We start from the raw sequence: 26,011 nt of genomic DNA, 5'->3' as shown, positions 1-26,011 counted from the left end.
TTGGAGCTCACGATCGGGATTGAACCGACGACCTCCGCCTTACCAAGGCGACACTCTGCCAACTGAGCTACGTGAGCACTCAATTCATGAGTTTTCTTTAATATACCAATTATAAAGTTTACTATCATTCCTTTTGTTTGTCAATAAAAATTCACTACTTTATGTCAAGGCATTTTTCAAGCTTTCTTTTTACCCTTTGTAGTGCATTGTCTATTGATTTTGCATGTCTATCTAAATCACATGCTATCTCTTGATAGGATTTTCCATCAAGATATGAATTTAATACCTCTAATTCTAATCTTGATAAAACTTTTTCTATCTCTTCTTCAATTCTTACTTTTTCTTCTTGACTTATAACAAGTTCTTCAGGGTCTGTGATTTTAAATCCAGAAAGAACATCTAACAAGGTTCTTTCAGATTCTTCTTCATAAATGGGTTTATTTAAAGATACGTAAGTATTTAATGGAATATGTTTTTGTCTTGTTGCTGTTTTTATTGCTGTTATTATCTGTCTTGTTACACATAATTCTGCAAATGCTTTAAATGTTGATAATTTATCTGGATTAAAATCTCTAATTGCTTTATAAAGACCTATCATACCTTCTTGATAAATATCTTCTCTATCTGCACCAATTAAAAAATATGACTTTGCTTTAGTTTTAATAAAGCCCTCATATTTATTTATTAAATATTCCTGTGCTTTTACATTTCCATTTTTTGCTTCTACTGCTACTTCTTCATCATTTTTTTCTTTAAAATCTAAATCCAAACATTTAGTCATAGAATACCCACCATTCTCCACATTTTGCCCTAAAATAAAACCCTTTATATAACTGCTATTATACATTAGCACTGAAAACTAAGTCAACAGTATCAATGACTTCTACGCAGTTTCTCAAGTTTATCCAAAACATCATCACAAATATTGTCTTCTAAGCTATTCTTTTGTGAAATCATATTATTTTCTGCTTTTACTCTTATTTTCTTTTCTAGTCCAATAACCTCATTATAAAATTCTAATGAGGACATTCTTACAGCTCCCCGTTGGAATATTGTTTGCTGTTCTAACCAATCTGATGTAACTACGTAAACTTCATACCTTCTACCAATAGAATGGACTGCCTTTTCTATATAACTATCAGCGGTTTCTCCATCTTTAGTAAAAACTATAGATAGATTTTTATTAACTTCTTCCTTGCTTTCTATATTGCCTGCCACTTTATGTCCATCAAATACTAAAATTGCTTTACAGTCATTGTAGCTACCATAATTATGCAATATATCCACCAATTTATTTCTAGCTCCATCAAAACTAATATTCTTCAAATCTTTTAAATTGGGCCAGCTGTTTAATACATTATATCCATCTATAAATATAATTTTCAAAACTCATCCCTCTTTTTATTTCAATCTACCCTTTAATACTTCATACATCATTATACCACCAGCTACTGATGCATTTAAAGAATTTATTTTTCCAATCATAGGTATTTTAACTAACTTGTCACATTTTTTAAGAGTTAATTTAGATATACCTCTACCTTCACTACCTATTATTAATGCACATGATCCACTAAAGTCCACTTCATAACTATATTCTTTTCCTTCTATATCTGCTCCATAAACCCATATTCCCTGTGACTTTAAATCATCAATTATACTATTTACGTTAGTAACTTTTGCTATTTTTACATGTTCTACTGCTCCAACTGATGATTTATATACAGTAGGAGTTACCCCAACATTTCTTCTTTTTGGAATTATAATACCATGAACTCCACAAGTTTCCGCAGTTCTGATTATTGAACCTAAGTTGTGAGGATCTTCTAATTCATCCAAAATTATTATAAAAGGTTCTTCTCCTTTTTTCTTTGCATCATCTAATATATCCTTCACTTCAAAATATTTATATGGTGTTATTCTAGCTATAACCCCTTGATGCACTGCTCCATCTGACATTGAATCTAATTTCTTTTTATCAACCTCTTTAAGAACAATTCTATTTTCTTTTGCAAGATTTATTATTGCATTTATTGAGCCTTCTCTAGGTCCATTTGTTATATATAGCGCTTCTATTGTCTTATTACTTTTTAACGCTTCCATAACAGCATTTCTACCTATTATTAAATCTTCTCTTACCTGTTCTATTTGTTTATTACCTAAAACTTTTTCTTCTCTTTGTTTAAATTGTTTTTCTTCTCTAAATTTTCTACCATCTTTATTTCTAGGTGAAAAATCAACTTCTACTTCTCTATTTTCTCTAAATTTATTATTTTTTCTATCATCTCTTTTTCTATTTTGATTACTCTTTTTTATTCTTGTCATTTTTACATAACTCCTTATTAGTTATATTTTATATTATTTTTTACATATTTCTATACTTTTATTAAATACAAATTCTAATCTTTCCATATCATTTATTAAATATAAGTATCCAACTAAAGCCTCAAAACCTGTTGCCATTCTATAATCTCTAACATCTGCATTTTTAGGTACAGTTGCTGATTTAGCATTTCTTCCTCTTTTATAAATATAGCTTTCTTCTTCCGTTAATAAATCTTCTATTTCATGCATTATATCTGATTGACTTTTTGCCTTAACATAATTTATAGCTTCTCTATGAATTTTATGGGCTGAAAGTTCTGTATTATTTGAAATAATATAATCTCTTATAAATAATTCATAAGCTCCATCTCCTATTAATGCTAATTGAAGTGGATTTAGTCTTCTAGCTTCATCTTTTGTAAATTCTCTATTTCTGAAATTTTCTAACATATTATTACTCCTTTAAATAAGGGCTGCGCTTAATTGCACAGCCCTTTTTAATTAGTTGACCTTTTTCCATCTTACTCCTTGTGGAGTATCTTCAAGGACTATTCCTCTTGCTTTTAAATCGTCTCTTATTTTATCTGCAAGGGCAAAGTCTCTATTCTTTCTTGCTTGTTGTCTTTCTTCTATTAATCCTTCTATTTCAGAAGCTTCATCTGCTAAATCACCTTTAGTTGATTTTTGTAACATTCCAAGAGGTGCTCCAAGTTCTCTTATTAAGTCTAAAGCTCCCTTTGCTAATTCCTTTGATGAATTTCCATCTATGTTAGTATTAATGTCTTTAACTAAATCAAATATTGCAGTTATAGCATCTGCTGTATTGAAGTCATCATCCATTTTTTCAATATATTTTTCTCTATACTTATTTAAGCTTTCTAAGTATTTCTTTTCTTCTTCATTCATTTCAACTCTTGAAACTTCATCCATAAGATTTTCAAGGTTTCCTATTGCATTATATAATCTTTCAACTGATGACTTAGCTGACTCTAATAAATCAGCACTATAGTTTAATTGAATTCTATAATGGCATGAAAGCATTAAAAATCTAATTACATCTGAATCATATTCCTTTAATACATCTCTTGCTGTAAAGAAATTATTTAATGACTTAGACATTTTTTGATTATTTACATTTACATAAGCTGAATGTAACCAATAATGTGCAAATGGTTCTCCTGTTAAGGCTTCACTTTGGGCTATTTCATTTTCATGATGTGGAAATGCTAAATCCATTCCACCTGCATGTATATCAATTGTATCTCCTAGGATATTCTTTGCCATACATGAGCATTCTATATGCCATCCTGGTCTTCCTTCTCCCCAAGGGCACTTCCATGCAGGTTCTCCTTCTTTCTTTGCCTTCCATATAGCAAAGTCCATAGGATCTTTCTTTCTTTCGTCTACATTAATTCTAGCTCCAGCTTGTAAGTCATCTAAATTTTGTTTTGATAATTTGCCATAACCTTCAAACTTTTTAGTGCTAAAGTAAACATCACCATCTACTTCATAGGCATAGCCTTTTTCAATTAGTTCTTCTACAAACTTAATTATTTCATCTATATATTGAGTAGCTCTAGGATTAACAGTTGCTCTTTCTATATTAAGAGCATCTGCATCTGTATAATATTCTCCTATATACTTATCTCCAACTTCTTTTACTGAAGTTCCTTCTTCATTTGCTCTCTTTATCATCTTGTCATCTATATCTGTAAAGTTTTGAACAAATTTAACCTTATAGCCTCTATATTCAAAATATCTTCTTATTGTGTCAAAAACTATAAATGTTCTACCATTTCCTATATGAAAGAAGTTATATACTGTAGGTCCACAAACATACATTTTAACTTCTCCTGGAGTTATTGGTATGAATTCTTCTTTTTTTCTTGTTAGCGTGTTATAAAGCTTCATTCTAATTCCTCCTAATTATCTTATTTTTAGGTTATGCTTTTCGAATTCTGCTCTGACTCTTTCCTTTGCATCTTCTATCTTTATAGTTTCATTTTCGCCGCCATCTCTTAGCTTAAATTCAACTTCTCCATCCCCTATTTTCTTACCTACTGTAATTCTCATAGGAATTCCCATAAGTTCTGAATCTTTAAACTTAACTCCAGCTCTTTCTTTTCTATCATCTAAAAGAGCTTCTACTCCCATTTTGTTTAATTCATTATAGATTTCTGTAGCTATTCTCATTTGCTCTTCATCCTTTGAATTAACAGCAATTACTGAAACATGATATGGTGCAACTGCTAAAGGCCAGATTATTCCATCTTCATCATGATGTTGTTCAATTATTGATGCAAGTGTTCTTGTAACACCTATTCCATAGCAACCCATTATAAATGGTTTTTCTTTACCATCAACATCTATAAAGTTTGCATTCATAGCTTCTGAATACTTAGTTCCTAGTTTAAAGATGTGTCCAACTTCAGTTCCTCTTGCTATAGTAACTTTTCCACCACATTTTGGACAAGTTTCTCCTTCTTCTATGTTTCTAAAGTCTCCAATTACACCTTCAAATTCTCTTCCATAATTAACACCAGTTAAATGGTATCCTGTTTCGTTAGCACCTACAATCATATTATACATTTTACTAACTTCTTCATCTACTAATAATAAATCTACTTTTAATCCAACTGGACCTGCAAAACCTGTTTCTGCATTAGTTGCCTTTGAAACTTCTTCATGTGAAGCTAATTCTATATCACCAGAAGCATTAGAAGCATTTGCAACTTTGATTTCATTAACTTCTCTATCTCCTCTAACTAAAACTCCAACTAATTTTCCATCTACGTTATAAATTAAAGTTTTAACTGTTTTCTTTGGAGATACTTTTAAGAATTCTGAAATTTCTTCTATAGTTCTGCTATCTGGAGTTGCTATTTTTTCCATTTTAGCTAACTCTTCAGCTTCTGCAACTTCTGCTATTGTTTCTGCCTTTTCTATATTTGCAGCATAATTACATGATGTACAGAATACTACGTCATCTTCTCCAACTTCTGATTTAACCATAAATTCTGCTGAGTTTGAACCTCCAATAGCACCTGAGTCAGCTTCAACACATTTTGCATCTAATCCACATCTATTGAATATGTTTATGTAGGCATCATGCATTTTATTAAAAGCTAAATCTAATCCTTCTTGGTCTTTATCAAAACTATAAGCATCTTTCATTATGAATTCTCTAGATCTCATAACTCCAAATCTTGGTCTAGTTTCGTCTCTATACTTAGTTTGAATTTGATATAAATTTACTGGTAATTGCTTATATGATTTTATTTCATTCTTTGCAATTTCTGTAAATACTTCTTCATGAGTTGGTCCTAAACAGAAATCTCTATTATTTCTATCTTGGAATCTAAATAATTCAGGTCCATAAGCTCCCCATCTTCCTGATTCTTCCCATAATTCTGCTGGAACTACTGCTGAACATAAAAGTTCTTGAGCTCCTGTATTATCCATTTCTTCTCTTACTATATTTTCAACATTTCTAAGAGCTTTAACTCCTAATGGTAGATAATTATAAACTCCTGATGCCATTTTTCTTATTAATCCTGCTCTAACCATTAATTGATGACTTGCAATTTCAGCCTCTGCTGGAACTTCTCTAAGTGTAGCCATAAACATATTTGACATTTTCATAATTATTTTCCTCCTGGTTTTATTATTTTTATGTATAAAAAAAAGCCACCCTATTTACCAATAGGGCGACTACTAATCGCGGTACCACCTAATTTTTTTCTTTAATAATGATAACGGTATTAAACCGATAGTTTTTTCCTATTACTCCAAAGCTGGTTCAAAATCTATTTGAGAATCTTTCAGCCGGTGAATTCTCTCTCTGAAAATGGCGATTTCTACTATTCTTCTTCATAGCTTTTAACTAATATTCGTTATATCTATTAATTATAATCTTTGAAAAATACCTTGTCAATAGCTTTATTTCATTAATCACAAGCTAAATACTTAGCTAAAATTAAATCTTCTGGAGTAGTTATTTTTATGTTTGTATAGGCTCCTTCATATAAGAAAACTTTATTTCCAAAGGTTTCAACAACCATAGTATCATCTGTTACTTTTATATTATTTTCTTTTATCTTTTTGTGACATTCTAATATAAGATTATAATCAAATACTTGTGGTGTTTGAACTGCTATAAGTTCTTCTCTATTAAGAGTTTCCTTTGATAAGTTATTCTTATCTTTTACCTTAATAGTATCTTTAGGCATTACTCCTGGAGCTGCTGCTTTAAACTTTTTAGCACCTTCTATTCCATCTTTTATGATTTTATCAGTAACAAAAGGTCTAGCTCCATCGTGAATTAAAACAATATCTCCATTATCTATGGCATTTAATCCATTAAAAACAGAATCTTGTCTTTCTTCTCCACCTTCAACTATCTTATCTACAAACAAATTATTTTTTTCTAATACTTCTTTTTTACAATATTCAATCTCGTCTTTTGGAAGAACTAATATTATCTCATCAATTAATTCATTTTCTCTAAATTTCTTAATTGTGTAATATAAAATAGGCTTTTCATTTATTAATATAAATTGCTTACTTAAATTAGAGCCCATTCTCTTGCCTCTTCCACCAGATAAAATGATTGCACTATTCATAATGTTCTCCTTCTAAGCTTCCTTAGGTTTGGCAAATATCATTCTACCTGCAGCAGTTTGTAGTACAGATGTTACTATAACATCTATTGTTTTTGAAATATATTTTTTTCCACCTTCAACTACAATCATAGTACCATCATCTAAATATGCTACTCCTTGACTTGCCTCTTTTCCGTCTTTTACAACTTCTACTGTCATTTCTTCTCCAGGAATAACAACTGGTTTAATTGCATTAGAAAGTTCATTAATATTTAAAACAGGTACTCCTTGTACTTCTGCTACTTTATTTAAATTATAATCATTAGTTATTACTTTTCCATCTAGTGTTTGAGATAATTTTAAAAGTTTAGCATCTACTTCTGCTATTTTTGGAAAATCTCCTTCCCAAATTTGAGTTTCAATGTCTAATTCCTTTTGAATTTTATTTAATATATCTAATCCTCTTCTACCTCTTGTTCTCTTTAATGAGTCTGATGAATCTGATATATGTCTTAATTCATCTAAAACAAAATTAGGTATAACTAAAGGTCCTTCAATAAACCCAGTCTTACAAATATCAAATATTCTTCCATCAATTATAACTGATGTATCTAACACTTTAGGTATAACCTTACCCATTTTAGCTGAAGCTTTAGCCTTTTTTTCTTTACTAGCCTTTTCTTTTAAAGCATTTGTTTTTTTCATAGATAATAGCATATTATCTATATCATCTTTCTTTTCAACCATTATCTTCATACCTAATATTGCACTTAATAAGTTAACCAAAACATATATTATAGGTCCTAAGCTTCCTCCAATATCGTTTAATGGTCTTGCTAAGAAGAACATAATTATTAACGCTATCACAGCTCCAACTGCACCATATATAATTTCTACTACAGTAAATTTTCTTATATTCTTTTCAGTGTAGTCTACAAGCTCTGAAACTGATCTATATATTTTTGGAGATACTAAATACAAAATAATACCAACTAATAAAGAAATAACAATAAGGAATAATACCGAACCAACTGTACTTGATAAATAACTTATCTGTTTAACAGCTTGAATTTTTAAAATTGATTCTCCTATTATATAACCGACTAACAGCCCCATTAATGTCAAAATACCTCTAATTAATTTTTTAAACATTTTATCACCTCCTTATTAAATTGTTGCCACATTTGTTATATAAAATTCTTGAAAAACTGTTATTTTATTTAAAAAACAGTATAATCTTTTTCTTAATTATACCATATTTAAAACGTTAACTTATATGAAGATTTTCTTAATTTAGATTAACTATATTAAAGATTAGATTTATACCCCCTATATTTTATAATAAAAATGATATACTATTATGTTAAATAATACTTATTCATTGAAATCTACATTGACAAATATTGCCTAATAAATTTATAATTAACTTAGACATATTAAATACTAGCAAGGAGTTGAGACAAATGAAAGATATTATTTTTGATGATTTCCAAAATTCTGTAAACGATTCTTTACTTAGGCATAAAAGTATACTTGATACATTAAGCAAATATACTGAATCAAATGCTAGAGTTAACAGAGCTATTATAAAAGCTGTCACTAACTGCGGTTGCATAAAGATAAATGCATGTAAACAATGCTTACCAAAAGATAATGATTCTATAGATAATCTTACAGATTGCTTTAAAACCCATATAGAAGGAACCTTATGTGATAATTGTCGTGAAGTTATTGAACGTGAAATGGGAAATAACATTTTCTATCTTACATCTCTTTGCAACACATTAGACATAAACCTTTACGATGTATTACTTAAAGAAAATGATAAAATTACAACACTTGGCAAATTTAATTTTAGATAATAACATAAATGATAAATAAATAGCGGATTCTATATAACTTATTAATAGAATCCGCTTTTATTAATTTTATAATTCCGCTTTTAAAGAAATTTGATCATTTATTCTTCTTAATCCATTTTTTATTGCCTTTGCTCTAGCTTCTCCAATACCTTCTACCTTATCTAAATCATCTATATCAGCTGCAATTATTCCATTGAAGTCTTCAAAATGATTTATTAAATTATCTCTAACAGTTGATGGTATCCTAGGTATTTTACTAAGCATTCTATATCCTTTAGGTGATATTAATGTATCTGCAAGAGGTGCATATCCATATCCTAAAACCCTAGCAATAGCCTCTAAATCTATAAGTTCCTTTGAAGTTAAATTTTGAATATCTTCATATATTTCTTCATAGTCTCTCTCTGGATTAATATAATCTCTTATTAAATAAATTCCATCTCTTTCTATATGTCTTATAAGTTCATTTAATTGCATTGAAATAAGTCTTCCCTCATTTCCAAGTTCTAAAATATATATCCTTATTTCTTCTACAATTCTCATAACCATTTCCGTTCTTTGAACTGCAGTTACAACATCAAAAAGAGTTGTTAAATCTTGAAATTCTAATAAATTCAAATTGTTTATTACCCTCTCAAGGACTGAAACATATTTTTCTAGTGTTTGAACTGCCTGATTTGCTCTTCCAAGAATTACGCTGCTTTCTCTTAATACATATTTCAATTCACCTTTGTAAACTGTAATTATATTTCTTCTTTGAGATATAGCAACAACAATATTTCCAGTTTCCCTTGCAACCCTCTGCGCTGTCCTATGTCTTGTTCCAGTTTCAAAGGTTGGTATTGATGCACTTGGTACTAATTGTGCATTTGCACGCACTATTTTCTTTAAATCTTCACTTATTACAATTGCCCCATCCATTTTTGCAAGTTCATATACATAAGCTGGAGAATATTCTGAATTAATAGTAAATCCTCCATCTACTATATCCATAACCTCATCACTATCGCCTAAAACTATTAGTCCCCCTGTTTTAGCCCTTAAAATATTTTCAAGTCCTTCCCTTAGTTGAGTTCCTGGGCACATTATTTTTAATATGTTTTTTATTTCAATATCTCTTTCTAATCTCATTCACTCACCTATTCTCCTAGAATATCTTACTTATCGCTTCCCTTATGTTGCTAACACCTATAATTTTAATTGTCTTATTTGCTACTTTTTCTCTATTTCTATTTGGGATTATTGTATATTCAAATCCCATCTTTTCTGCCTCATTTACAAGTCTATCTACAGATGATATTGGTCTTATCTCTCCAGTTAATCCAACCTCCCCTGTTACAAGTACCTTTGGAAGTTTAATTCCCTTCCCCTTTATACTTGAAAGCAGTGCTATTGCAAGGCCTAAATCAGCTGTTGTACCATCTAAGTTTAATCCACCTACTACATTTACATATACATCATGATTATAAAATGGAATCCTTAGTTTCTTTTCTAGTACAGCAAGTATTAAACTTAACCTTTGGTTATCAATACCAACAGCAGTTCTCCTTGGCATTACAGCCTTTGTCTCTGTAACTAATGCCTGAATTTCTACAAGTATTGGTCTTGTTCCTTCCATAATTCCAATTACAACTGAACCTTCTTGATTAAAAGTTGTATCCTCAAGGAAAATACTTGATGGATCATATATTTCAACCAATCCTTCTTGTCTCATTTCAAAAACACCAATTTCACTTGTTGTTCCAAATCTATTTTTCATAGTTCGCAAAATTCTAAATTCCTCAGTTCTTTCCCCTTCGAAATAAAGAACTGTATCTACCATATGCTCTAGCACTCTTGGCCCTGCAAGTTCACCCTGCTTTGTTACATGGGCCACTATAAATAAAGGTATATTTCTTTTCTTTCCAATTCTCATTATTTGATTAGAACATTCCTTTACCTGAGATACACTACCAGGTGCCGAGGTTACCCCTTCTTTGTATATTGTTTGAATTGAATCTATTATTACAAACTTAGGCTCTAATTCATCTATATAAACTTCTATTGTATCTAGATTAGTTTCTGAAACAATATATAAATCATTTGAAGTTACACCTAATCTATCTCCTCTTATTTTTATCTGTTCCTCTGATTCTTCTCCAGAAACATATAATACTTTCCCATACTTTTTTGCAATATTATTTGCAGTTTGAAGTAATAATGTAGATTTTCCTATACCAGGGTCTCCTGAAATTAATGTTAAAGAACCTTTAACTAATCCTCCACCTAAAACCCTGTTTAATTCATCTATTCCAGTATTATATCTCTCTTTCTCTCCAGATTTAATATTGCTGATGCTTTTAGGCATATTTTTAGGATCTAATTTTTTTACTATATCATTTTTTATTTGAACCTTATTATCTCTTACTTCTTCAACAAATGTATTCCATTCATTACAAGATGGACATTTTCCAAGCCATTTTGCAGATTCATAACCACATTCTTGGCAAATAAATATTGATTTCACCTTAGCCACAAAAACACCCTCACTCTTTTTATAAATTAGTCTAAACTTATATTCTATCTATATTATAATACCATACAATCATATTAATATAACATTATTAACTTATTTTTTATAATCTTTAACTAATGCAAAAAGGAATCATCAAATTAATGATAATTCCTTTTTCTGGGTTAAGCTTTATTTTAATTAATTTATTTAACTTATTTTATTAGTTTTGCAGCTTCTTCATCAACTACTACTGTAACATCTCTATGCATATTAAGCATTGTTACAGGACAATTAGTTGTTATTTTTCCACTAAATAATTCCTTCATTGCCTCTGCTTTACTATCTCCACTAGCCACTAGCAATATCTTTTTTGATTTCATTATTTGTCCAAGTCCCATTGTTATGGCTGTCTTTGGAACTTCATCCATTGAATCAAAAAATCTTGAATTTGCTTCAATTGTGCTCTTAGTTAAACCTGTAAGATGAGTTCCTGCAATTAAACATGAATCTGGTTCATTAAAAGCTATATGTCCATTGTTACCAACACCTAATAATTGAATATCTGTTCCACCTAAAGAATCTATTTTTTCATCATAAGCCTTTCCTTCAGCTTCAATATCTTCTGCTAATCCATTTGGAACATAAGTATTTTCTTTATTTATATTTATATGGTCAAAAAGATTCTTATTCATAAAAAATCTATAGCTTTGCTCATGAGTTCCTGGAAGTCCTATATATTCATCAAGGTTTACTGTTGTTACCTTGCTAAAATCAACTTTTCCTTCTTCGTTCATCTTTATTAAATTTTTATACATTCCTATTGGTGTTCCACCTGTTGCAAGTCCTAAAACTGCATCTGGTTTTTTATTAATTACTTCTACCATTAGGTCTGCTGAAACCTTACTCATCTCATCATAATTTTTAACTAATACTAGCTTCACTTTAATTTCCCCTCTCGCCTTGATATATTTACTTGTAAAATATATTTATCTGATCTATAAATAGACTCCTCTACAAAAAGTATATTATTATTTTCGTCTAAAGTAGTTCCAAAGGTTCTAATTAAAGGAAGTACTCTATTTACCCTAAATAACTTCTTATAAAAATCGTCCATAACAATTGCACTTATTGATGATTCTGAATGATTTATAAAATGTCCATTCTTCTCTATAATTTTAAATAATGAACCTTTTAATGATTCCTCTGTTATATCTCCACATATTTTAGGTGATATATGTACAATTTCATTTGCTATACATTCCCCATCAACTTTTCTCATTCTGTTTATTCTATATACTTTTTCATCTTTTAATATGTCTAGTAACTCACATGGAGTATCTATAATTTCAAACTCTAAAATTTCTGTTTCAAGTTTTCCTCCTGAGCTTTCAATCATATCAGTAAAACTCATTACATCCTGTTGCTTTACTTTGGGTTCACAGACAAATGTACCTTTTCCCTTTTCTCTTACTAAAACTCCATCTTGAACTAATTCCCCTAAGGCTTGTCTTATTGTCATTCTGCTAACTCCATACTGTTCTGAAAGTTCCCTTTCACTATTTATGCAGTCTCCCACCTTCCAATAACCTTGTGAAATTTTATCTAAGATATCCTCCTTTAATTGAAAATAAACTGGAATTGGACTATTTTTATCTATCATATCTGTTCCTCCTTAATTAATTATATACCCGTAATATATAGTTGTCTAGACCACTATACAATTTAATTTTATTTTTAGCATAATAATTTTCTTTTATACAAATAATAATTATACAGTTTAAAAGGAGATGATGGTACTATGATTGATAAAACAAAACTTGTTAATACTATTGTAACCCCTAAAAACACTATAAAAGATACTAATCAAATTAATGTAAGTGAGACATTTTCAAATTCCATTTTAGATGGAGATGTGAGTAATTTTATTTTAAATTCAAATTTAGACAACAAAGATATAATAAAATAATATACTGTATATTATTTCATCATCATTTAAATGTTACACATTATACACACTAACGTCCTTGAATTTCATATTTATTTAAGGTAAAATTGAAAAAAAGATATTTAATAATAATTATTATTATTATTTAGGAGGTAAAAATTATGATAAAAGTATATACAACTAATTCATGCCCTTGGTGTGTAAAAGCAAAGGATTATTTAACAAAGAAAGGCGTAGAATTCACTTCTTTAAATGTACAAGAAGATATGAATGCTAGAGAAGAAATGCTTAAGAAATCAAAACAAATGGGTGTTCCAGTTCTTGATATAAACGGAACAATCATAGTAGGTTTTGATAAACCTGCAATTGATAAAGCATTAGCTAATGCTTAATTTAAAGTATTAAAAAGTCCTATTACGAATTCGTAATAGGACTTTTTTAAATTAATTTATTTTAAAGCTTCGTCTATAGCTTTTTTATCAAATCCAACAATAATCTTGCCATCAATATCTAATACTGGAACAGTTCTTTGTCCTGATACCTTTTGAACTTCATTTCTATCTTCATGTTTATCAGCAACATTTATTTCTTCAAAATCTATCCCCTTCATATTTAAATATTTTTTAGCCTTAACACATGATGGACACCATGATGTTGAATATATCTTTACCATAATTTATCCCACCTTATCTATTAATTTTCTTTACATACTTTTCTGCTTCTAATGCTGCTATTGTTCCATCAGCAACTGCTGTTGTAATTTGTCTATATTCCTTTTCCCTTACATCACCAACAGCATAAACTCCTGGTACATTTGTTCTCATATGCTCATCTGTAACTATATATCCACCTTTAGTTACCTCTATATATTCTTTAAATAAGCTTACCATTGGTGTATTACCTATTGAACCAAAAACAGCATCTAATTTTAATTCTTTTTCTTCACCTGTTAATGTATTCTTTATTATTCCTTTTTCTACAAAGTCTCCTCCATCAACAGCTATTAAATCTTCATTATAAAGAATTTCTATCTTTTCATTCTTTTCAACATCCTCTAATACACTTTGCTCTCCTCTAAAATAGTCATATCTTCTAATTAAATAAACTTTCTTTGCAAAATTTGTTAAAAATATTGCTTCTTCTAAAGCTGTGTTTCCTCCACCAACTATACCAACAATCTTATCTTGATACATTGCACCATCACATACTGCACAATAATGAACTCCCTTTCCAGAGAATTTCTCTTCATTTTTTATTGGTAACTTCTTTGGTGATGCTCCTGTTGCAATTATTACTGCCTTTGGTTTATATATAAACTCTTCAGTTTCTATTATTTTTTCTTCTTCGTTAAATTTAACTTTTTCTATAACATCAAACTCTTCAATTGTAGCTCCTAACTCCTCAGCTTGTTTTTGCATACGATCTGCAAGTTCTGCACCAGCTATTTCTCTAAAGCCTGGGTAATTCTCTACTAAATAACTGTTTCTAACTTGACCACCCATAACTTTATCTTCTAATAATAACATGTTAAGTCTTGCTCTTGATGCATATATAGCTGCAGTTAAACCAGCTGGTCCTCCACCAACTATAATTAAATCAATTTCTTTTACTTCCTTTGACATTATTTCCGCCTCCTTACCCCCACGGGGTATATCTTTTATATTTGTTTTTATTATATCACTATATAAATTCATTTCAACAATATATTTTATGTAATAATTATTTTTAAGAAACATTTAAAGGGAGTATAAAACTAATACCCCCTTTATAACTTAACTTATATTCTTAAATTTTATACATTGTTCTTTTATAAAAACTTCTAAATATTTATCTTTTACTATATTACCCTTTAATATTTCTTCACTTAATTTATCTTCAATTTCTTTTGTAATTATTCTTCTAAAAGGTCTTGCTCCATAATCACTTATTTTGCACTTATCTAATAAATATTCCTTTATCTCTTCATCAAAACTTATATCAATATTGCTATTTCTTAATCTAAGTTTCATTTCTTTAAGCATAATATCCAATATTTCTTTCATACTATCCCTATTTAATTTATGAAATACAATAGTATCATCTACTCTATTTAAAAATTCAGGTTTAAAACTTTTTCTTAATTCTTCTAACATATTCTCTTTCATAAAATTATATCCAAAGTCTTTGTCATTATTAATTAAAAACCCTACATTTCTTTGTTTATAAATTTTTTCTGCTCCTATGTTAGATGTCATTATTATTATAGTATTTTTAAAGTTAACAACCTTTCCCTTCCCATCTGTCAATCTTCCATCTTCTAATATTTGAAGTAATATATTAAATACATCAGGATGAGCCTTTTCAATTTCATCTAATAAAACAACTGAATATGGTTTTCTTCTTATAGCCTCTGTTAATTGACCTCCTTCATCATATCCAATATAACCTGGAGGTGCTCCCATTAATTTAGAGACAGCATGTTTTTCCATATATTCTGACATATCAATTCTAATCATATTATTTTCATCACCAAAAATTGATTCTGCAAGAGCCTTGCAAAGCTCTGTTTTGCCAACCCCTGTTGGACCTAGAAATATAAAGCTTCCAATTGGTCTGTTAGGATCTTGAAGTCCTACTCTAGCTCTTCTTATTGCTCTAGCAATTGATGATACTGCTTCACTTTGACCAATTACCCTTTCATGAAGTCTCTCTTCTAGCTTAAGTAATTTTTCACTTTCCTTTTCAGTAAGTTTTTCAACTGGTATATTGGTCCAGCTAGAAATAACTTTAGCTATATCATCAGAACCAACTATTAATGTATTTTCTAAATTATTATTCCAATTATTTAATCTATTTTTTAATTCCTCTTGTAATTTTATTTCTTTATCTCTAAAGGTTGCTGCCTTTTCAAATTCTTGAATTTTTATAGCCTCTTCCTTTTCTTCTATTACTAATTTTATTTTTTCTTCTAACTCCTTAACTTCTGGAGGATTTATAACAGTTTCTATTCTAATTTTAGCTGAGGCTTCATCTATTAAATCTATTGCTTTATCAGGCATAAATCTATTTACTATATATCTTTCACCCATATATACTGCTGTTTTAAGAGCTTCATCTGATATTTTTATTTTGTGATGAGCTTCATATTTATCCCTTAGTCCCATTAAAATTTTTAATGTTTCTTCCTTATTTGGCTCTCCAACGTTTATAGGTTGAAATCTTCTCTCTAGCGCTAAATCTTTTTCTATATGCTTTCTATATTCATCTATTGTTGTAGCCCCTATACACTGAATATCTCCCCTTGCAAGGGATGGTTTTAATATGTTTGAGGCATCAATTGCACCTTCTGCTCCTCCAGCTCCAATTATCATATGGATTTCATCTATAAATAAAATTATATCTTTATTCCCTTTTATTTCTTCAACTATTTTCTTTAATCTATCCTCAAATTCCCCTCTATATTTTGCTCCCGCAATAATATTTGTAAGATCTAAAGAAAATATTTGTTTTTCTTTAAGTATTTCTGGTATATTTCCAGCTACTATTCTTTGAGCTAATCCTTCAATAACAGCTGTCTTCCCAACTCCTGGCTCTCCAATTAAACATGGATTATTTTTTACTCTCCTACAAAGTATTTCTAAAACTCTTTGTGTTTCTTTATCTCTTCCTATAACAGGATCAAACTTACCTTCCTTTGCAAGCTTGGTCATATTAACACTATATTGATTTAGTACTGACATTTTTTCATAAACTTTTTCATCTTCTTCATATTTAGAAAAATTTTCATCTTCTTTACTTTGTAAAAATATATTTATATCATTTAATATTTCCTGTATATTTACTTCTGTTTGTAATAATATTGTATATGCAACTCCATCAGCTTCTTTAAGAAGAGATAATAGTATATGCTCTGGAGTTATATATTCATGATTATAATTTTTTGCTTCTTTAAAGCTTCTATCTAAAAGATTTTTAGTTCTTGGAGTTAATAACAACTCTAATAATGTTACATCCACATCTCCATAACCTAAATAAAGCTCTATTTTTTCTCTTATATTATTATCATTTATATTATATTTATTTAAAATTTGTGCGGCATATCCTCCTTCTTTTAGTATTCCAAGAAGTATATGCTCTGTACCAATATATCCATGTTTAAAGTTGCATGACTCTTTTTTACCCTCTAGTATTACAGTCTGAACCCTTTCTGTAAATCTCCCATTACCCATGTTTAATCCTCCTTACCCTTTTATACCATACAATAACTATGAAAGCTTTACCCACATCCCTTTCATAATTAACAAATTCATACATCTCTTCTATATTGTTACCAGAATTTATAATTTTTAATCTTAAATATTCTTATTATTTATAAAACAAATATATACATAATTATTCTATTATTACCATCATCATGCCTTTTAATAAATCTGCCCTTAATTTATTTTTATCTTCAACAGATTTTAATGTTTTATCATTCACTGATATTTTTATGAGTTCATACTCCTTTTTATTAATCAATTTAGTTTCTAATATATTATCTAAGAAAGCAATTGCATTATGATATGTTATACTATCCCCTATAGATTCATATAATAATCTTTTTCTTCCAGCTGGACATTTATGTTCAACTCTCTTAATTGAAATATATCCACCGCCACCTCTTCTACTTTCAATTACATATCCTTTAGCATAGGTAAAACGAGTACTTAATACATAATTTATTTGAGATGGTGCACATCTAAATTGATCTGCCAACTCATTTCTTTGAATTGAAATCTTTTTATCATTCTCTTCATTTATCATATCTTTTATAAACTTTTCTATTACGTCAGTTAATCTTGCCATATCTACACCTTCTTAGCTTTTATTGTTCTTTACTTACCTTGACTTTGTAACATTATATTAATACTTTTTTTATATTTCTTCAAGAGAATAGGTTTATATTCCTATTACCTTGTAAATAATAAAGTTATATAAGGGAGGAGTATTTATGGATATTACATGGATTGAAAATTCAACATTTTTTATAAAAACTTCAATGGGTAAAAGACTTCTTATTGACCCATTTAATAAATTTCATAATTGTAATATATCAGATTTAAACCCTAATGTTATAACGCTAAGTAGTTTTCAACAACCTTTATCCTATAAGCAAACTATTGACCCAAATATTAATATAATAAATTCTTGTGGAAATTTTAATACTGATATTGGTTTAATAAAAGGATATACTACCTTTTGCGATGACTTTAATGGGACTAAGAGAGGAGAAAATATAATATACACCTATGATATAGATAATTTAAAATTATGTCATTTAGGTTATCTTGGAGAGATTTTATCTGACAATCTTATACAAGAAATAGGGAAAATCGATATTTTATTTCTTCCTGTTGGTGGGAATATTACCTTATCTGGAAAGGAAGCTTATTTACTTTCAAAAAAAATAAGCCCAAAGATTATAATACCTATGAACTACAAAGCTAAAACTTCTTCTTTTTTATTTAATGGATTAAAAGAATTTTCACTATTACTAAAAAACATAAGAAAATTTCCTAATAAATCTTTTAGAATTTTTAAAGAAACACTTGACTCTAATAAAGGTACAATAGTACTTCCAATAAATTGTAAATAAAATTTAAAAGACCGCTTTAAAAGCGGTCTCTTCTGCTATATGACTATTCTTGAACTGGTGCTCCAACTGGACAAACATTAGCACAGTTTCCGCAATCTATACAAGTATCTGCATCTATTACGAATTGAGTATCTCCTTGACTTATAGCATTAACTGGACATTCTGGCGCACATGCTCCACAGCTTATGCATGAATCGTTTATTACAAATGCCATTAAAAACACCTCCTAAAATTTATGGTAGTTTCACCAAAATAATTTTAACACGTTTCTATTCTTTTTAAAAGTATTTTGTGAAAATTTAGCAGATGTTATTTATATTACAGTATATCCATCTTCTTCAATTTTATCTATTATTTTCTCTAGATCTATATAAAAATCATTGTATATCACTATAATCTCTTTTCTATCTAAAACTACCTCACTTGCAATTACTCCATCACTCATAGCAATTGCACTTTGTACATTTCTAACATCTTTAGAATTATTCATTCCAGCAATCTTTAACACTGCCTTCATATGAGATCCCCCTATTTTTCTTTTATAAGTTGCTTTATAAGTTTTTTATCCTCTTCAGTTTCTACTTCAATTTTTATATCAGAATCATCTATTGTATCTTCATAACTTCCCTTAATAAGTTCTATTTCTTCAATGTTAAACATCTCTATTATTTCTTCATCTTTTCTCTTAAGTTTAACTTTAACACTTTCTTTAACTATATTATTTTGAACAACTTCCCCTGTTCCTTCTATAGTTTTAACTATTGAGCCAACCTTTGGAAGTCTCTTTCTAATATCTTCATATGTGCTTTGTTCATAATTTAAACAGCACATTAATCTTCCACAAATTCCTGAGATTTTTGTTGGATTTAAAGATAAATTTTGCTCTTTAGCCATCTTTATTGAAACTGATGCAAAATCTCCTAAAAATGATGAACAGCACATAGGTCTTCCACAAGGTCCAAGTCCTCCAAGCATTTTAGCTTCATCTCTAACTCCAATTTGTCTAAGTTCTATTCTTGTTTTAAATATTGTAGCTAAATCCTTAACTAATTCTCTAAAATCAACTCTTCCATCAGCAGTGAAATAGAATATAACTTTGTTGTTATCAAAAGTATATTCAACATCAATTAACTTCATTTCAAGACCATGTTCAGCTATTTTTTCTGTACATATACTTAAAGCATCTTTTTCCTTTGACTTATTGTTTTGATGTCTTTTTATATCTTCCTTATCAGCAATCCTTAAAACGCTCTTTAAAGGTGCTATTATATCTTCTTCTCTTACTTCCTTAACTCCAATAACGCATTGACCAAATTCAATACCTCTTGCTGTTTCTACTATTACATAGTCTTCTTTATTTATATTTAATTCATTTGGGGAAAAATAATATATTTTCCCAGCTTTTTTAAATCTTACTCCAATTACTTTTATCATGTAATTATACCTCCAAAAAACCCATAAGCATAATACCAATAGTTATAGAAAAATTAGTATTATGATTTAAGTTAACTCTAGCTTCTTCTATATATTTTAACATTCCATTTAATTTTTTATAGGACATCATTTCCATTAATTCTTCTATTTCTTTACTTTTGTCAGAATTTATTATTAACTTTTTATTGTTAAGTTCCTTATATAAAATTATGTCCCTTATAAAAGTTGAAATTATATTTAATAATTCCTCCTTTTCATCTTTATAATCTTGGAATGCCTTTTCGTACTTTATAGTTACGTCTATTTCATTTTTATTTATATCCCTTATCATATCTATTATAAGATTTCTAAGGACTTGAAGCTCAGGATCTTTTAAAAATCTCTCTGCCCTTCCTGGTATTCCTTCCGAGTAAGCAAGTACAGACAATAACTCTTCTTCACTTAGCTCATGTTTAGATTTAATTAAACTAATCATCTCATCATTAGTAAGAGGGGTAAGCTTATATATTTGACATCTAGACTTTATTGTATCTAATATAAATTCTAAATTAGTTGTAAGCAAGAAAATATAAACTCCACTTGGTGGCTCCTCTATTGTCTTTAAAAGGGCATTTTGGGCTTGAATAGTTAATTTTTCTGCATCATATATAATAATTACCTTCTTATCCCCTTCATATGGCCTCTTGTTGACTTCATCTATTATATCTCTAACTTCTGAAACACCGATTGATGCTTTCTTATTTCTATAATTAATTGCATCAACATGTTCCTTTGAAACTTCTTTATCTAATATCTTTGATACAAATATATCTGCCAATATACTCTTACCAATTCCATCTCTTCCTGCAATTAAGTGAGCATGAGACAGTGTATTGCTTTCTACTCTTTTCATAAAGCCTTCAATAATCTTACTATGTCCTATAAATCTATCCAATACACTACCTCCTTTATATTATCTTTATATTTTTACAAATTTATCTACATCTATAACAAAAACAGTTGCTCCACCAACTTCAACTTCAATTGGATATTGCATACACATTCCTGCATTTCCTGTAATAGGGGCTGATGATGTAATAACCTCATTACGCTTTTTACAAACATCTCTTATTGTGCTTATAACTTCTTCAACTTTTTCTTCTCCCACACCTATCATTAAAGTTGTATTTCCTGCCTTTAAAAATCCCCCTGTAGTTGCAAGCTTAGTAACACCAAAGTTTTTTTCCGTTAAAATATCAAGTAAATCATCTGAATCATCATCATGTACTATAGCTATTACTAATTTCATTTAATAACCTCCACTCTTTAATAAAATACCCAATTATATTCTACCACAAAGTAATATCTTTCCATAACCCTTTATTTTCCTGAATTACTTATCAAATTTGAAATTATTTTTTTAACTTCATCAAAAACTTCATCAATTGATTTTTCCGCATTTATCTTAACAATTCTATCCTTATTTTGATTATAAATTAAAGAGTATCCTTCTCTAACCTTATTATGAAAATCTAACTTTTCTAAATCTAATCTATTTACTTCCCTATTAGAATTTTTCTTTATTCTTTCCATACCAATTTCTGGTCTAATATCAAAAAGTATTGATAAATTAGGCATACAATCTTCAATTGCAAACTTATTAATGCTATAAACATCTTCTATACCAAGTCCTCTTGCATAACCTTGATAAGCTAAAGATGAATCAACAAATCTATCACATAGGACTATTTGTCCACTTTTTAAAGCTGGTATTACCTTTTCAACTAAATGTTGTCTTCTTGCCGCTGCATAAAGAAGTGCTTCAGTTCTTCCATCCATTTTTGTATTTTCTTTATTTAAAATAACTTCCCTAATTTGTTCTGATATATTTATGCCACCAGGCTCCCTTGTTTTTATACAATCATAACCTAAATCTTTAAGCCATGTATAAGTCTTATCTAAAATTGTACTTTTACCTGACCCTTCCCCGCCTTCAAATACAATAAATATTCCTTTGTTCACTTTCGTATACCTCTTTCTTTATTTAAATATAGTTTTATCTTTCAATCTTAAACATAGTTTTTATCTTATCAACATAATAATCGTACTCATTATCTTCAGGTTTACTATTTATTAAATCCACTTCACAGTTTGGACATATCAATTCACCTTTTACAATTATACCATTGTCACTAACATTTCCACAGATTCCACAAATATTTTCTTTAATATTTTTATTTAATAATTTTCCCATAAATAAAACCCCCTAAGTTAAATATATTTTAATCATTCCCACTTATTGGAGTTTCTATACATAATAAATCTATTATCAAAAAAACTCTCAAGCAAAACTAGGCTTGAGAGTTTATATTATTTAAACTATTCAATTTATTATCTTTTATATTAATTATATTTTTTTCGATTCTTTTTATAAATCTTTCACTTGGTTGAAAATAAAATTTATAGTAATTTTCTTTAATTTTATATACACAACAATATTGGCCTACCTTTAATTTGTCGCAAGTATAATTTCCAATAGATTTAGCATCATACTTTTTAGATTGTCCATTTTTCTTTCCTAAGTAAACAATATCTGAAATTTTTATGCTTGCTAAATTTTTTTCTTCTCTTGAAAAAATTTTATTTACTATAAGCTTGTTTGCTATTAAAGCATATTTATATGAAATTTTACAACTAATAAATTCTCTTATAATTATAGCAATTGCTAAAACTGAAACTGCTACTTTACAAACAAATAACATTCTATAATTATTAAAATCTATAAATTTAAGGCCTTCCTGAGCATATAGCATAAATGTCAGTACAAAAAATACTATTGCAATTACAGGAGCTTTCTTTCTACCAACTATTTCTTTGTGCATCATATTTAAATCCCCCATGATTTAATGAAATATTTATAAATAACAAATTAGATTATACTCGTAATTCTAATTTTATTCCATACTAATATCAGTTAAATTTTATCATTATTAATCTGTTTTTAGTATTATTTTAAATCTATCTCAATATCTCTATTGTTTATTAGGTATTCCTCCTATATGCTTTACTTTTCATGATATAATTAAAGTATTATTGTAAATTATATTCTTAAAGTGATTATTTTATATTTAACAATTTAAGAGTATAATATATATGATTACATATGGAGGTTTAATCATGATCCAAATATTTAAAACTAATAGTGATGATACTAAGATTCTTAAACAACTAGATAATATAGAACCAGGCTGTTGGATAAATATAGTTGCACCTTCAGATGAAGAACTTATTCTAATTGCAAACAAGACAAATGTATCATTAGATTTACTTAAAGCTTCATTAGATGATGAAGAAACATCACGTATAGATATTGAAGATGATGCTCTATCAATAATAGTAGATATACCATTTACTGAAATGGAAGATAATTCACTTACTTATGATACGTATCCACTTTCAATAATTCATACTGATAATCAACTTATAACAGTTTGTCTTAAAAACAGTAAAGTTTTAACTGATTTTATTAATGGAAGAATCAAATCATTTTTTACATTTAAAAAATCAAGATTTACATTACAAATATTAAATAGAATTTCTACATATTATTTATTATATTTAAGACAAATTGATAAAAAAAGTTTAATGATAGAAAAAAGACTTCATAAATCAATGAAAAATAGAGAACTTATTCAACTACATTCATTAGAAAAATCATTAGTATATTTTTCAACTTCATTAAAGGCTAATGAAATAACATTAGAAAAAATGTTAAAACTTGATATAATGCAAAGGTATGAAGAAGATAAGGATATTTTAGAAAATGTAATTATTGAGAATAAACAAGCAATAGAAATGACAGAAATATATAGTAATATATTAGCAAGTACAATGGATTTCTTTGCCTCAGTAATATCAAATAACCTTAATATAGTAATGAAAGTTCTTGCATCAGTTACAATACTTATGGCAATCCCAACAATAATAGGTGGTATTTTTGGTATGAATGTATGGTTGCCATTTTCTGCTAATGATCCTGCTGCCTTTTATTTTATAATGTTTATAACTTTCCTAATATGTGGAATAGTTGCTTGGATACTATACAAAAAGGATATGTTTAGATAACAAATATTAAAATTAAACATATTATATACTAAAACAAAAGAGAGCTAATTAGCTCTCTTTTTTTAGGAGGATTATTTATGCTTAAGGGGAAACTTTTAAATTATGACTCTAAAATTGCTATTATTGCACCTGCATCCTGTAGTAAAAAAGAAATTATAGATTTATATATAAAAAATTTCAAAGATTTAGGGTTTAAAAATATAATTTTAGGAACTCACCTATATGATAAATTTGGCTATTTCTCAGGAAATGATTACAATAGAGCTGAAGATTTAGTTAATATGTTTAATGATGACTCAATTGATGGAATTATATGTTTTAGAGGAGGATTTGGATCCATTAGAACTCTTCCCCATATAAATATATCTACTATAAAAAAACATCCGAAGTTCTTTTGTGGTTATAGCGACATAACTCTACTCCTAAACTTTTTTGCTAATAAAAATCTTATTACATTTCATGGACCAATGATTAAATCTAATTTTAATGATACCTTTACTTTATCATATTTAAAAAGAATGTTATTCAATCCTAGTAAAGGACTTATTTATGATTTATCCAATTGTGCAAAATATAACAACGATTATTTTAGTGGAAAATTAATGGGCGGGAATCTTTCAATGATATGCTCCTCAATAGGAACACCTTATGAAATAAATTTAGATAAATCTATCCTATTATTAGAAGAAATAAATGAAGAGCCCTATGTAATAGATAGATTACTAACCCAACTTATACTATCTTCTAAATTAAATAAATGTAGAGGAATATTAATAGGTCATTTAACAGGCTGTTCTTTAGATAATTATGAAGAAAGCTTTACTACATTAGAAATAATAAAAAAAAGATTATTACCTTTAAATATTCCTATAATCTATGGAGTACCTTTTGGACATTCATACCCAAATTTAATTTTCCCTATAGGCTGCAAAGCAAGTTATGATAAAAAAACTAGCAAATTAATCTTATGTGAGAATGCTTTAGAATAATATTTAATTCACAATTTAAAATATATAATCACAAATTCTTATTTATTCGGTGGATAACTTCTGTATAAATTTATTTTCTGTGGATAATTTTAAAAATAGAACTTAAGAACTAAAAAAATAAAAACCTGTAAACTAAGTTTACAGGTTTCCCTCTTTTGGAGGCGCCACCCAGATTTGAACTGGGGATAAAGGTTTTGCAGACCTCTGCCTTACCACTTGGCTATAGCGCCATATGTGGTGGCTCGAGCAGGAATCGAACCAGCGACACGAGGATTTTCAGTCCTCTGCTCTACCGACTGAGCTATCGAGCCACACTTACCTAGCAACGTCCTACTCTCCCACACGGTCTCCCATGCAGTACCATCGGCGCTATAGAGCTTAACTTTCCTGTTCGGAATGGGAAGGAGTGTTTCCTCTATGCCATCATCACTAGATTCAAAGAAAATTGTTCTCTGAAAATTGCATATGAATTTTTGTTGATTCGCTTATTTTTTATTGGTCAAGCCCTCGACCTATTAGTATCAGTCAGCTGAACATGTTACCACGCTTACACCTCTGACCTATCAACCTTGTGTTCTTCAAGGGGTCTTACTAGCTTATGCTATGGGAAATCTCATCTTGAGGTGGGCTTCACGCTTAG

General features: G+C 28.7%; 30 protein-coding genes, 3 tRNA genes, 2 rRNA genes and 1 other annotated feature. Of the genes, 6 read left to right on the top strand and 29 right to left on the bottom strand.

What is annotated here, in order from left to right:
• Position 1: 1 nt before the first annotated feature.
• From J2S18_RS08505 to J2S18_RS08465, 9 genes are all read right to left on the bottom strand, one after another.
• A tRNA-Thr gene (locus tag J2S18_RS08505) sits at positions 2-77 on the bottom strand.
• Positions 78-154: 77 nt separating this feature from the next.
• Complete coding sequence (gene sigH, locus J2S18_RS08500; protein ID WP_307485705.1) at positions 155-781, bottom strand: RNA polymerase sporulation sigma factor SigH; 627 nt, start codon at positions 779-781, stop codon at positions 155-157.
• Positions 782-873: 92 nt separating this feature from the next.
• Positions 874-1,386: an NYN domain-containing protein gene (locus J2S18_RS08495; RefSeq protein WP_307485702.1), complete on the bottom strand. Its 513-nt coding sequence runs from the start codon at positions 1,384-1,386 to the stop codon at positions 874-876.
• Between the two features lie 15 nt (positions 1,387-1,401).
• Positions 1,402-2,325: a 23S rRNA (guanosine(2251)-2'-O)-methyltransferase RlmB gene (gene rlmB / locus J2S18_RS08490; RefSeq protein WP_307485701.1), complete on the bottom strand. Its 924-nt coding sequence runs from the start codon at positions 2,323-2,325 to the stop codon at positions 1,402-1,404.
• Positions 2,326-2,358: 33 nt separating this feature from the next.
• Positions 2,359-2,775 carry a Mini-ribonuclease 3 gene (locus tag J2S18_RS08485; protein WP_307485697.1) on the bottom strand — a complete coding sequence of 139 codons (417 nt, stop codon included), beginning with the start codon at positions 2,773-2,775 and terminating at the stop codon, positions 2,359-2,361.
• A 51-nt stretch (positions 2,776-2,826) separates the two neighbouring features.
• Positions 2,827-4,236 (bottom strand): cysteine--tRNA ligase, encoded by a 1,410-nt coding sequence (gene cysS, locus J2S18_RS08480; RefSeq protein ID WP_307485695.1) that lies wholly within the window; start codon positions 4,234-4,236, stop codon positions 2,827-2,829.
• Positions 4,237-4,251: 15 nt separating this feature from the next.
• Positions 4,252-5,967 (bottom strand): proline--tRNA ligase, encoded by a 1,716-nt coding sequence (locus J2S18_RS08475; RefSeq protein ID WP_307485693.1) that lies wholly within the window; start codon positions 5,965-5,967, stop codon positions 4,252-4,254.
• A 58-nt stretch (positions 5,968-6,025) separates the two neighbouring features.
• Positions 6,026-6,208, bottom strand: a binding site (T-box leader).
• A gap of 64 nt (positions 6,209-6,272) precedes the next feature.
• Positions 6,273-6,947: a 2-C-methyl-D-erythritol 4-phosphate cytidylyltransferase gene (gene ispD / locus J2S18_RS08470; RefSeq protein WP_307485690.1), complete on the bottom strand. Its 675-nt coding sequence runs from the start codon at positions 6,945-6,947 to the stop codon at positions 6,273-6,275.
• A 12-nt stretch (positions 6,948-6,959) separates the two neighbouring features.
• Positions 6,960-8,078, bottom strand: coding sequence for a PIN/TRAM domain-containing protein (locus J2S18_RS08465; RefSeq protein WP_307485687.1), 1,119 nt, complete (start codon positions 8,076-8,078; stop codon positions 6,960-6,962).
• Between the two features lie 311 nt (positions 8,079-8,389).
• Between J2S18_RS08465 and J2S18_RS08460 the strand changes: the two genes are divergently transcribed.
• Positions 8,390-8,788, top strand: a complete 399-nt coding sequence (locus J2S18_RS08460; RefSeq protein ID WP_307485685.1) for a nucleoside triphosphate pyrophosphohydrolase family protein — start codon at positions 8,390-8,392, stop codon at positions 8,786-8,788.
• 66 nt (positions 8,789-8,854) lie between these two features.
• On the opposite strand, the gene disA is transcribed toward J2S18_RS08460, so the two are convergent.
• The 4 genes from disA to J2S18_RS08440 form a co-directional block, all read right to left on the bottom strand.
• Positions 8,855-9,919 (bottom strand): DNA integrity scanning diadenylate cyclase DisA, encoded by a 1,065-nt coding sequence (gene disA / locus J2S18_RS08455; RefSeq protein ID WP_307485683.1) that lies wholly within the window; start codon positions 9,917-9,919, stop codon positions 8,855-8,857.
• 16 nt (positions 9,920-9,935) lie between these two features.
• Positions 9,936-11,303 carry a DNA repair protein RadA gene (radA, locus tag J2S18_RS08450; RefSeq protein WP_307485681.1) on the bottom strand — a complete coding sequence of 456 codons (1,368 nt, stop codon included), beginning with the start codon at positions 11,301-11,303 and terminating at the stop codon, positions 9,936-9,938.
• 191 nt (positions 11,304-11,494) lie between these two features.
• Complete coding sequence (gene nagB, locus J2S18_RS08445) at positions 11,495-12,223, bottom strand: glucosamine-6-phosphate deaminase (RefSeq protein WP_307485679.1); 729 nt, start codon at positions 12,221-12,223, stop codon at positions 11,495-11,497.
• The gene (locus J2S18_RS08440) at positions 12,220-12,942 is read right to left on the bottom strand and encodes a GntR family transcriptional regulator (RefSeq protein ID WP_307485677.1); all 723 of its coding nucleotides are present in this window, start codon (positions 12,940-12,942) and stop codon (positions 12,220-12,222) included. The genes nagB and J2S18_RS08440 overlap by 4 nt, the downstream gene beginning before the upstream one ends.
• A 138-nt stretch (positions 12,943-13,080) precedes the next feature.
• Here J2S18_RS08440 and J2S18_RS08435 point away from each other — a divergent pair, with 138 nt between their 5' ends.
• Together J2S18_RS08435 and J2S18_RS08430 are read left to right on the top strand one after the other, a co-directional pair.
• The gene (locus J2S18_RS08435; RefSeq protein WP_307485674.1) at positions 13,081-13,248 is read left to right on the top strand and encodes a hypothetical protein; all 168 of its coding nucleotides are present in this window, start codon (positions 13,081-13,083) and stop codon (positions 13,246-13,248) included.
• 140 nt (positions 13,249-13,388) lie between these two features.
• Positions 13,389-13,619 (top strand): glutaredoxin family protein, encoded by a 231-nt coding sequence (locus J2S18_RS08430; protein ID WP_307485672.1) that lies wholly within the window; start codon positions 13,389-13,391, stop codon positions 13,617-13,619.
• Between the two features lie 56 nt (positions 13,620-13,675).
• On the opposite strand, the gene J2S18_RS08425 is transcribed toward J2S18_RS08430, so the two are convergent.
• The 4 genes from J2S18_RS08425 to J2S18_RS08410 form a co-directional block, all read right to left on the bottom strand.
• Positions 13,676-13,900, bottom strand: a complete 225-nt coding sequence (locus tag J2S18_RS08425; RefSeq protein ID WP_307485669.1) for a glutaredoxin family protein — start codon at positions 13,898-13,900, stop codon at positions 13,676-13,678.
• A 13-nt stretch (positions 13,901-13,913) separates the two neighbouring features.
• Positions 13,914-14,849 (bottom strand): thioredoxin-disulfide reductase, encoded by a 936-nt coding sequence (gene trxB / locus J2S18_RS08420; protein ID WP_307485666.1) that lies wholly within the window; start codon positions 14,847-14,849, stop codon positions 13,914-13,916.
• Between the two features lie 150 nt (positions 14,850-14,999).
• Positions 15,000-17,435 carry an ATP-dependent Clp protease ATP-binding subunit gene (locus tag J2S18_RS08415; RefSeq protein ID WP_307485664.1) on the bottom strand — a complete coding sequence of 812 codons (2,436 nt, stop codon included), beginning with the start codon at positions 17,433-17,435 and terminating at the stop codon, positions 15,000-15,002.
• A 163-nt stretch (positions 17,436-17,598) separates the two neighbouring features.
• The gene (locus tag J2S18_RS08410) at positions 17,599-18,054 is read right to left on the bottom strand and encodes a CtsR family transcriptional regulator (RefSeq protein WP_307485662.1); all 456 of its coding nucleotides are present in this window, start codon (positions 18,052-18,054) and stop codon (positions 17,599-17,601) included.
• Between the two features lie 145 nt (positions 18,055-18,199).
• On the opposite strand from J2S18_RS08410, the gene J2S18_RS08405 reads away from it, so the two are divergent.
• Positions 18,200-18,844 (top strand): MBL fold metallo-hydrolase, encoded by a 645-nt coding sequence (locus J2S18_RS08405; protein WP_307485660.1) that lies wholly within the window; start codon positions 18,200-18,202, stop codon positions 18,842-18,844.
• Between the two features lie 43 nt (positions 18,845-18,887).
• Here the strand turns inward: J2S18_RS08405 and fdxA are convergent, their stop codons facing one another.
• From fdxA to J2S18_RS08365, 8 genes are all read right to left on the bottom strand, one after another.
• Positions 18,888-19,058 carry a 4Fe-4S ferredoxin gene (gene fdxA, locus J2S18_RS08400; RefSeq protein ID WP_204596642.1) on the bottom strand — a complete coding sequence of 57 codons (171 nt, stop codon included), beginning with the start codon at positions 19,056-19,058 and terminating at the stop codon, positions 18,888-18,890.
• 99 nt (positions 19,059-19,157) lie between these two features.
• Positions 19,158-19,361, bottom strand: coding sequence for a heavy-metal-associated domain-containing protein (locus J2S18_RS08395; RefSeq protein WP_307485658.1), 204 nt, complete (start codon positions 19,359-19,361; stop codon positions 19,158-19,160).
• Between the two features lie 11 nt (positions 19,362-19,372).
• Positions 19,373-20,278, bottom strand: coding sequence for a PSP1 domain-containing protein (locus J2S18_RS08390; protein ID WP_307485656.1), 906 nt, complete (start codon positions 20,276-20,278; stop codon positions 19,373-19,375).
• A gap of 4 nt (positions 20,279-20,282) precedes the next feature.
• Positions 20,283-21,212 (bottom strand): DNA polymerase III subunit delta', encoded by a 930-nt coding sequence (locus J2S18_RS08385; RefSeq protein WP_307485654.1) that lies wholly within the window; start codon positions 21,210-21,212, stop codon positions 20,283-20,285.
• A 24-nt stretch (positions 21,213-21,236) separates the two neighbouring features.
• A complete protein-coding gene (gene darA, locus J2S18_RS08380) occupies positions 21,237-21,566 on the bottom strand; it encodes a cyclic di-AMP receptor DarA (RefSeq protein WP_307485651.1) in 330 nt (109 codons plus the stop codon).
• Positions 21,567-21,637: 71 nt separating this feature from the next.
• Positions 21,638-22,279 carry a dTMP kinase gene (gene tmk, locus J2S18_RS08375; protein ID WP_307485648.1) on the bottom strand — a complete coding sequence of 214 codons (642 nt, stop codon included), beginning with the start codon at positions 22,277-22,279 and terminating at the stop codon, positions 21,638-21,640.
• 34 nt (positions 22,280-22,313) lie between these two features.
• A complete protein-coding gene (locus J2S18_RS08370; RefSeq protein ID WP_307485645.1) occupies positions 22,314-22,511 on the bottom strand; it encodes a sigma factor G inhibitor Gin in 198 nt (65 codons plus the stop codon).
• A gap of 97 nt (positions 22,512-22,608) precedes the next feature.
• Positions 22,609-23,142 (bottom strand): DUF6106 family protein, encoded by a 534-nt coding sequence (locus J2S18_RS08365; RefSeq protein ID WP_307485643.1) that lies wholly within the window; start codon positions 23,140-23,142, stop codon positions 22,609-22,611.
• Positions 23,143-23,434: 292 nt separating this feature from the next.
• Between J2S18_RS08365 and J2S18_RS08360 the strand changes: the two genes are divergently transcribed.
• Both J2S18_RS08360 and J2S18_RS08355 read left to right on the top strand, forming a co-directional pair.
• Positions 23,435-24,382, top strand: coding sequence for a magnesium transporter CorA family protein (locus J2S18_RS08360; protein ID WP_307485641.1), 948 nt, complete (start codon positions 23,435-23,437; stop codon positions 24,380-24,382).
• Between the two features lie 77 nt (positions 24,383-24,459).
• Positions 24,460-25,371: a S66 peptidase family protein gene (locus J2S18_RS08355; RefSeq protein ID WP_307485637.1), complete on the top strand. Its 912-nt coding sequence runs from the start codon at positions 24,460-24,462 to the stop codon at positions 25,369-25,371.
• A 156-nt stretch (positions 25,372-25,527) separates the two neighbouring features.
• Here J2S18_RS08355 and J2S18_RS08350 read toward each other — a convergent pair.
• The 4 genes from J2S18_RS08350 to J2S18_RS08335 form a co-directional block, all read right to left on the bottom strand.
• Positions 25,528-25,601 (bottom strand) — tRNA-Cys (locus J2S18_RS08350).
• A gap of 5 nt (positions 25,602-25,606) precedes the next feature.
• Positions 25,607-25,682: transfer RNA gene (locus J2S18_RS08345), tRNA-Phe, on the bottom strand.
• A gap of 6 nt (positions 25,683-25,688) precedes the next feature.
• Positions 25,689-25,805, bottom strand: a 5S ribosomal RNA gene (gene rrf, locus J2S18_RS08340).
• Between the two features lie 61 nt (positions 25,806-25,866).
• Positions 25,867-26,011, bottom strand: a 23S ribosomal RNA gene (locus J2S18_RS08335); the annotation flags it as partial.

This window comes from Eubacterium multiforme (assembly GCF_030813415.1).
Lineage (GTDB): Bacteria > Bacillota > Clostridia > Clostridiales > Clostridiaceae > Clostridium > Clostridium multiforme.
The sequence above is the reverse complement of the archived record's forward strand: the minus strand, read 5'-3'. Positions and strand labels throughout refer to the sequence as shown.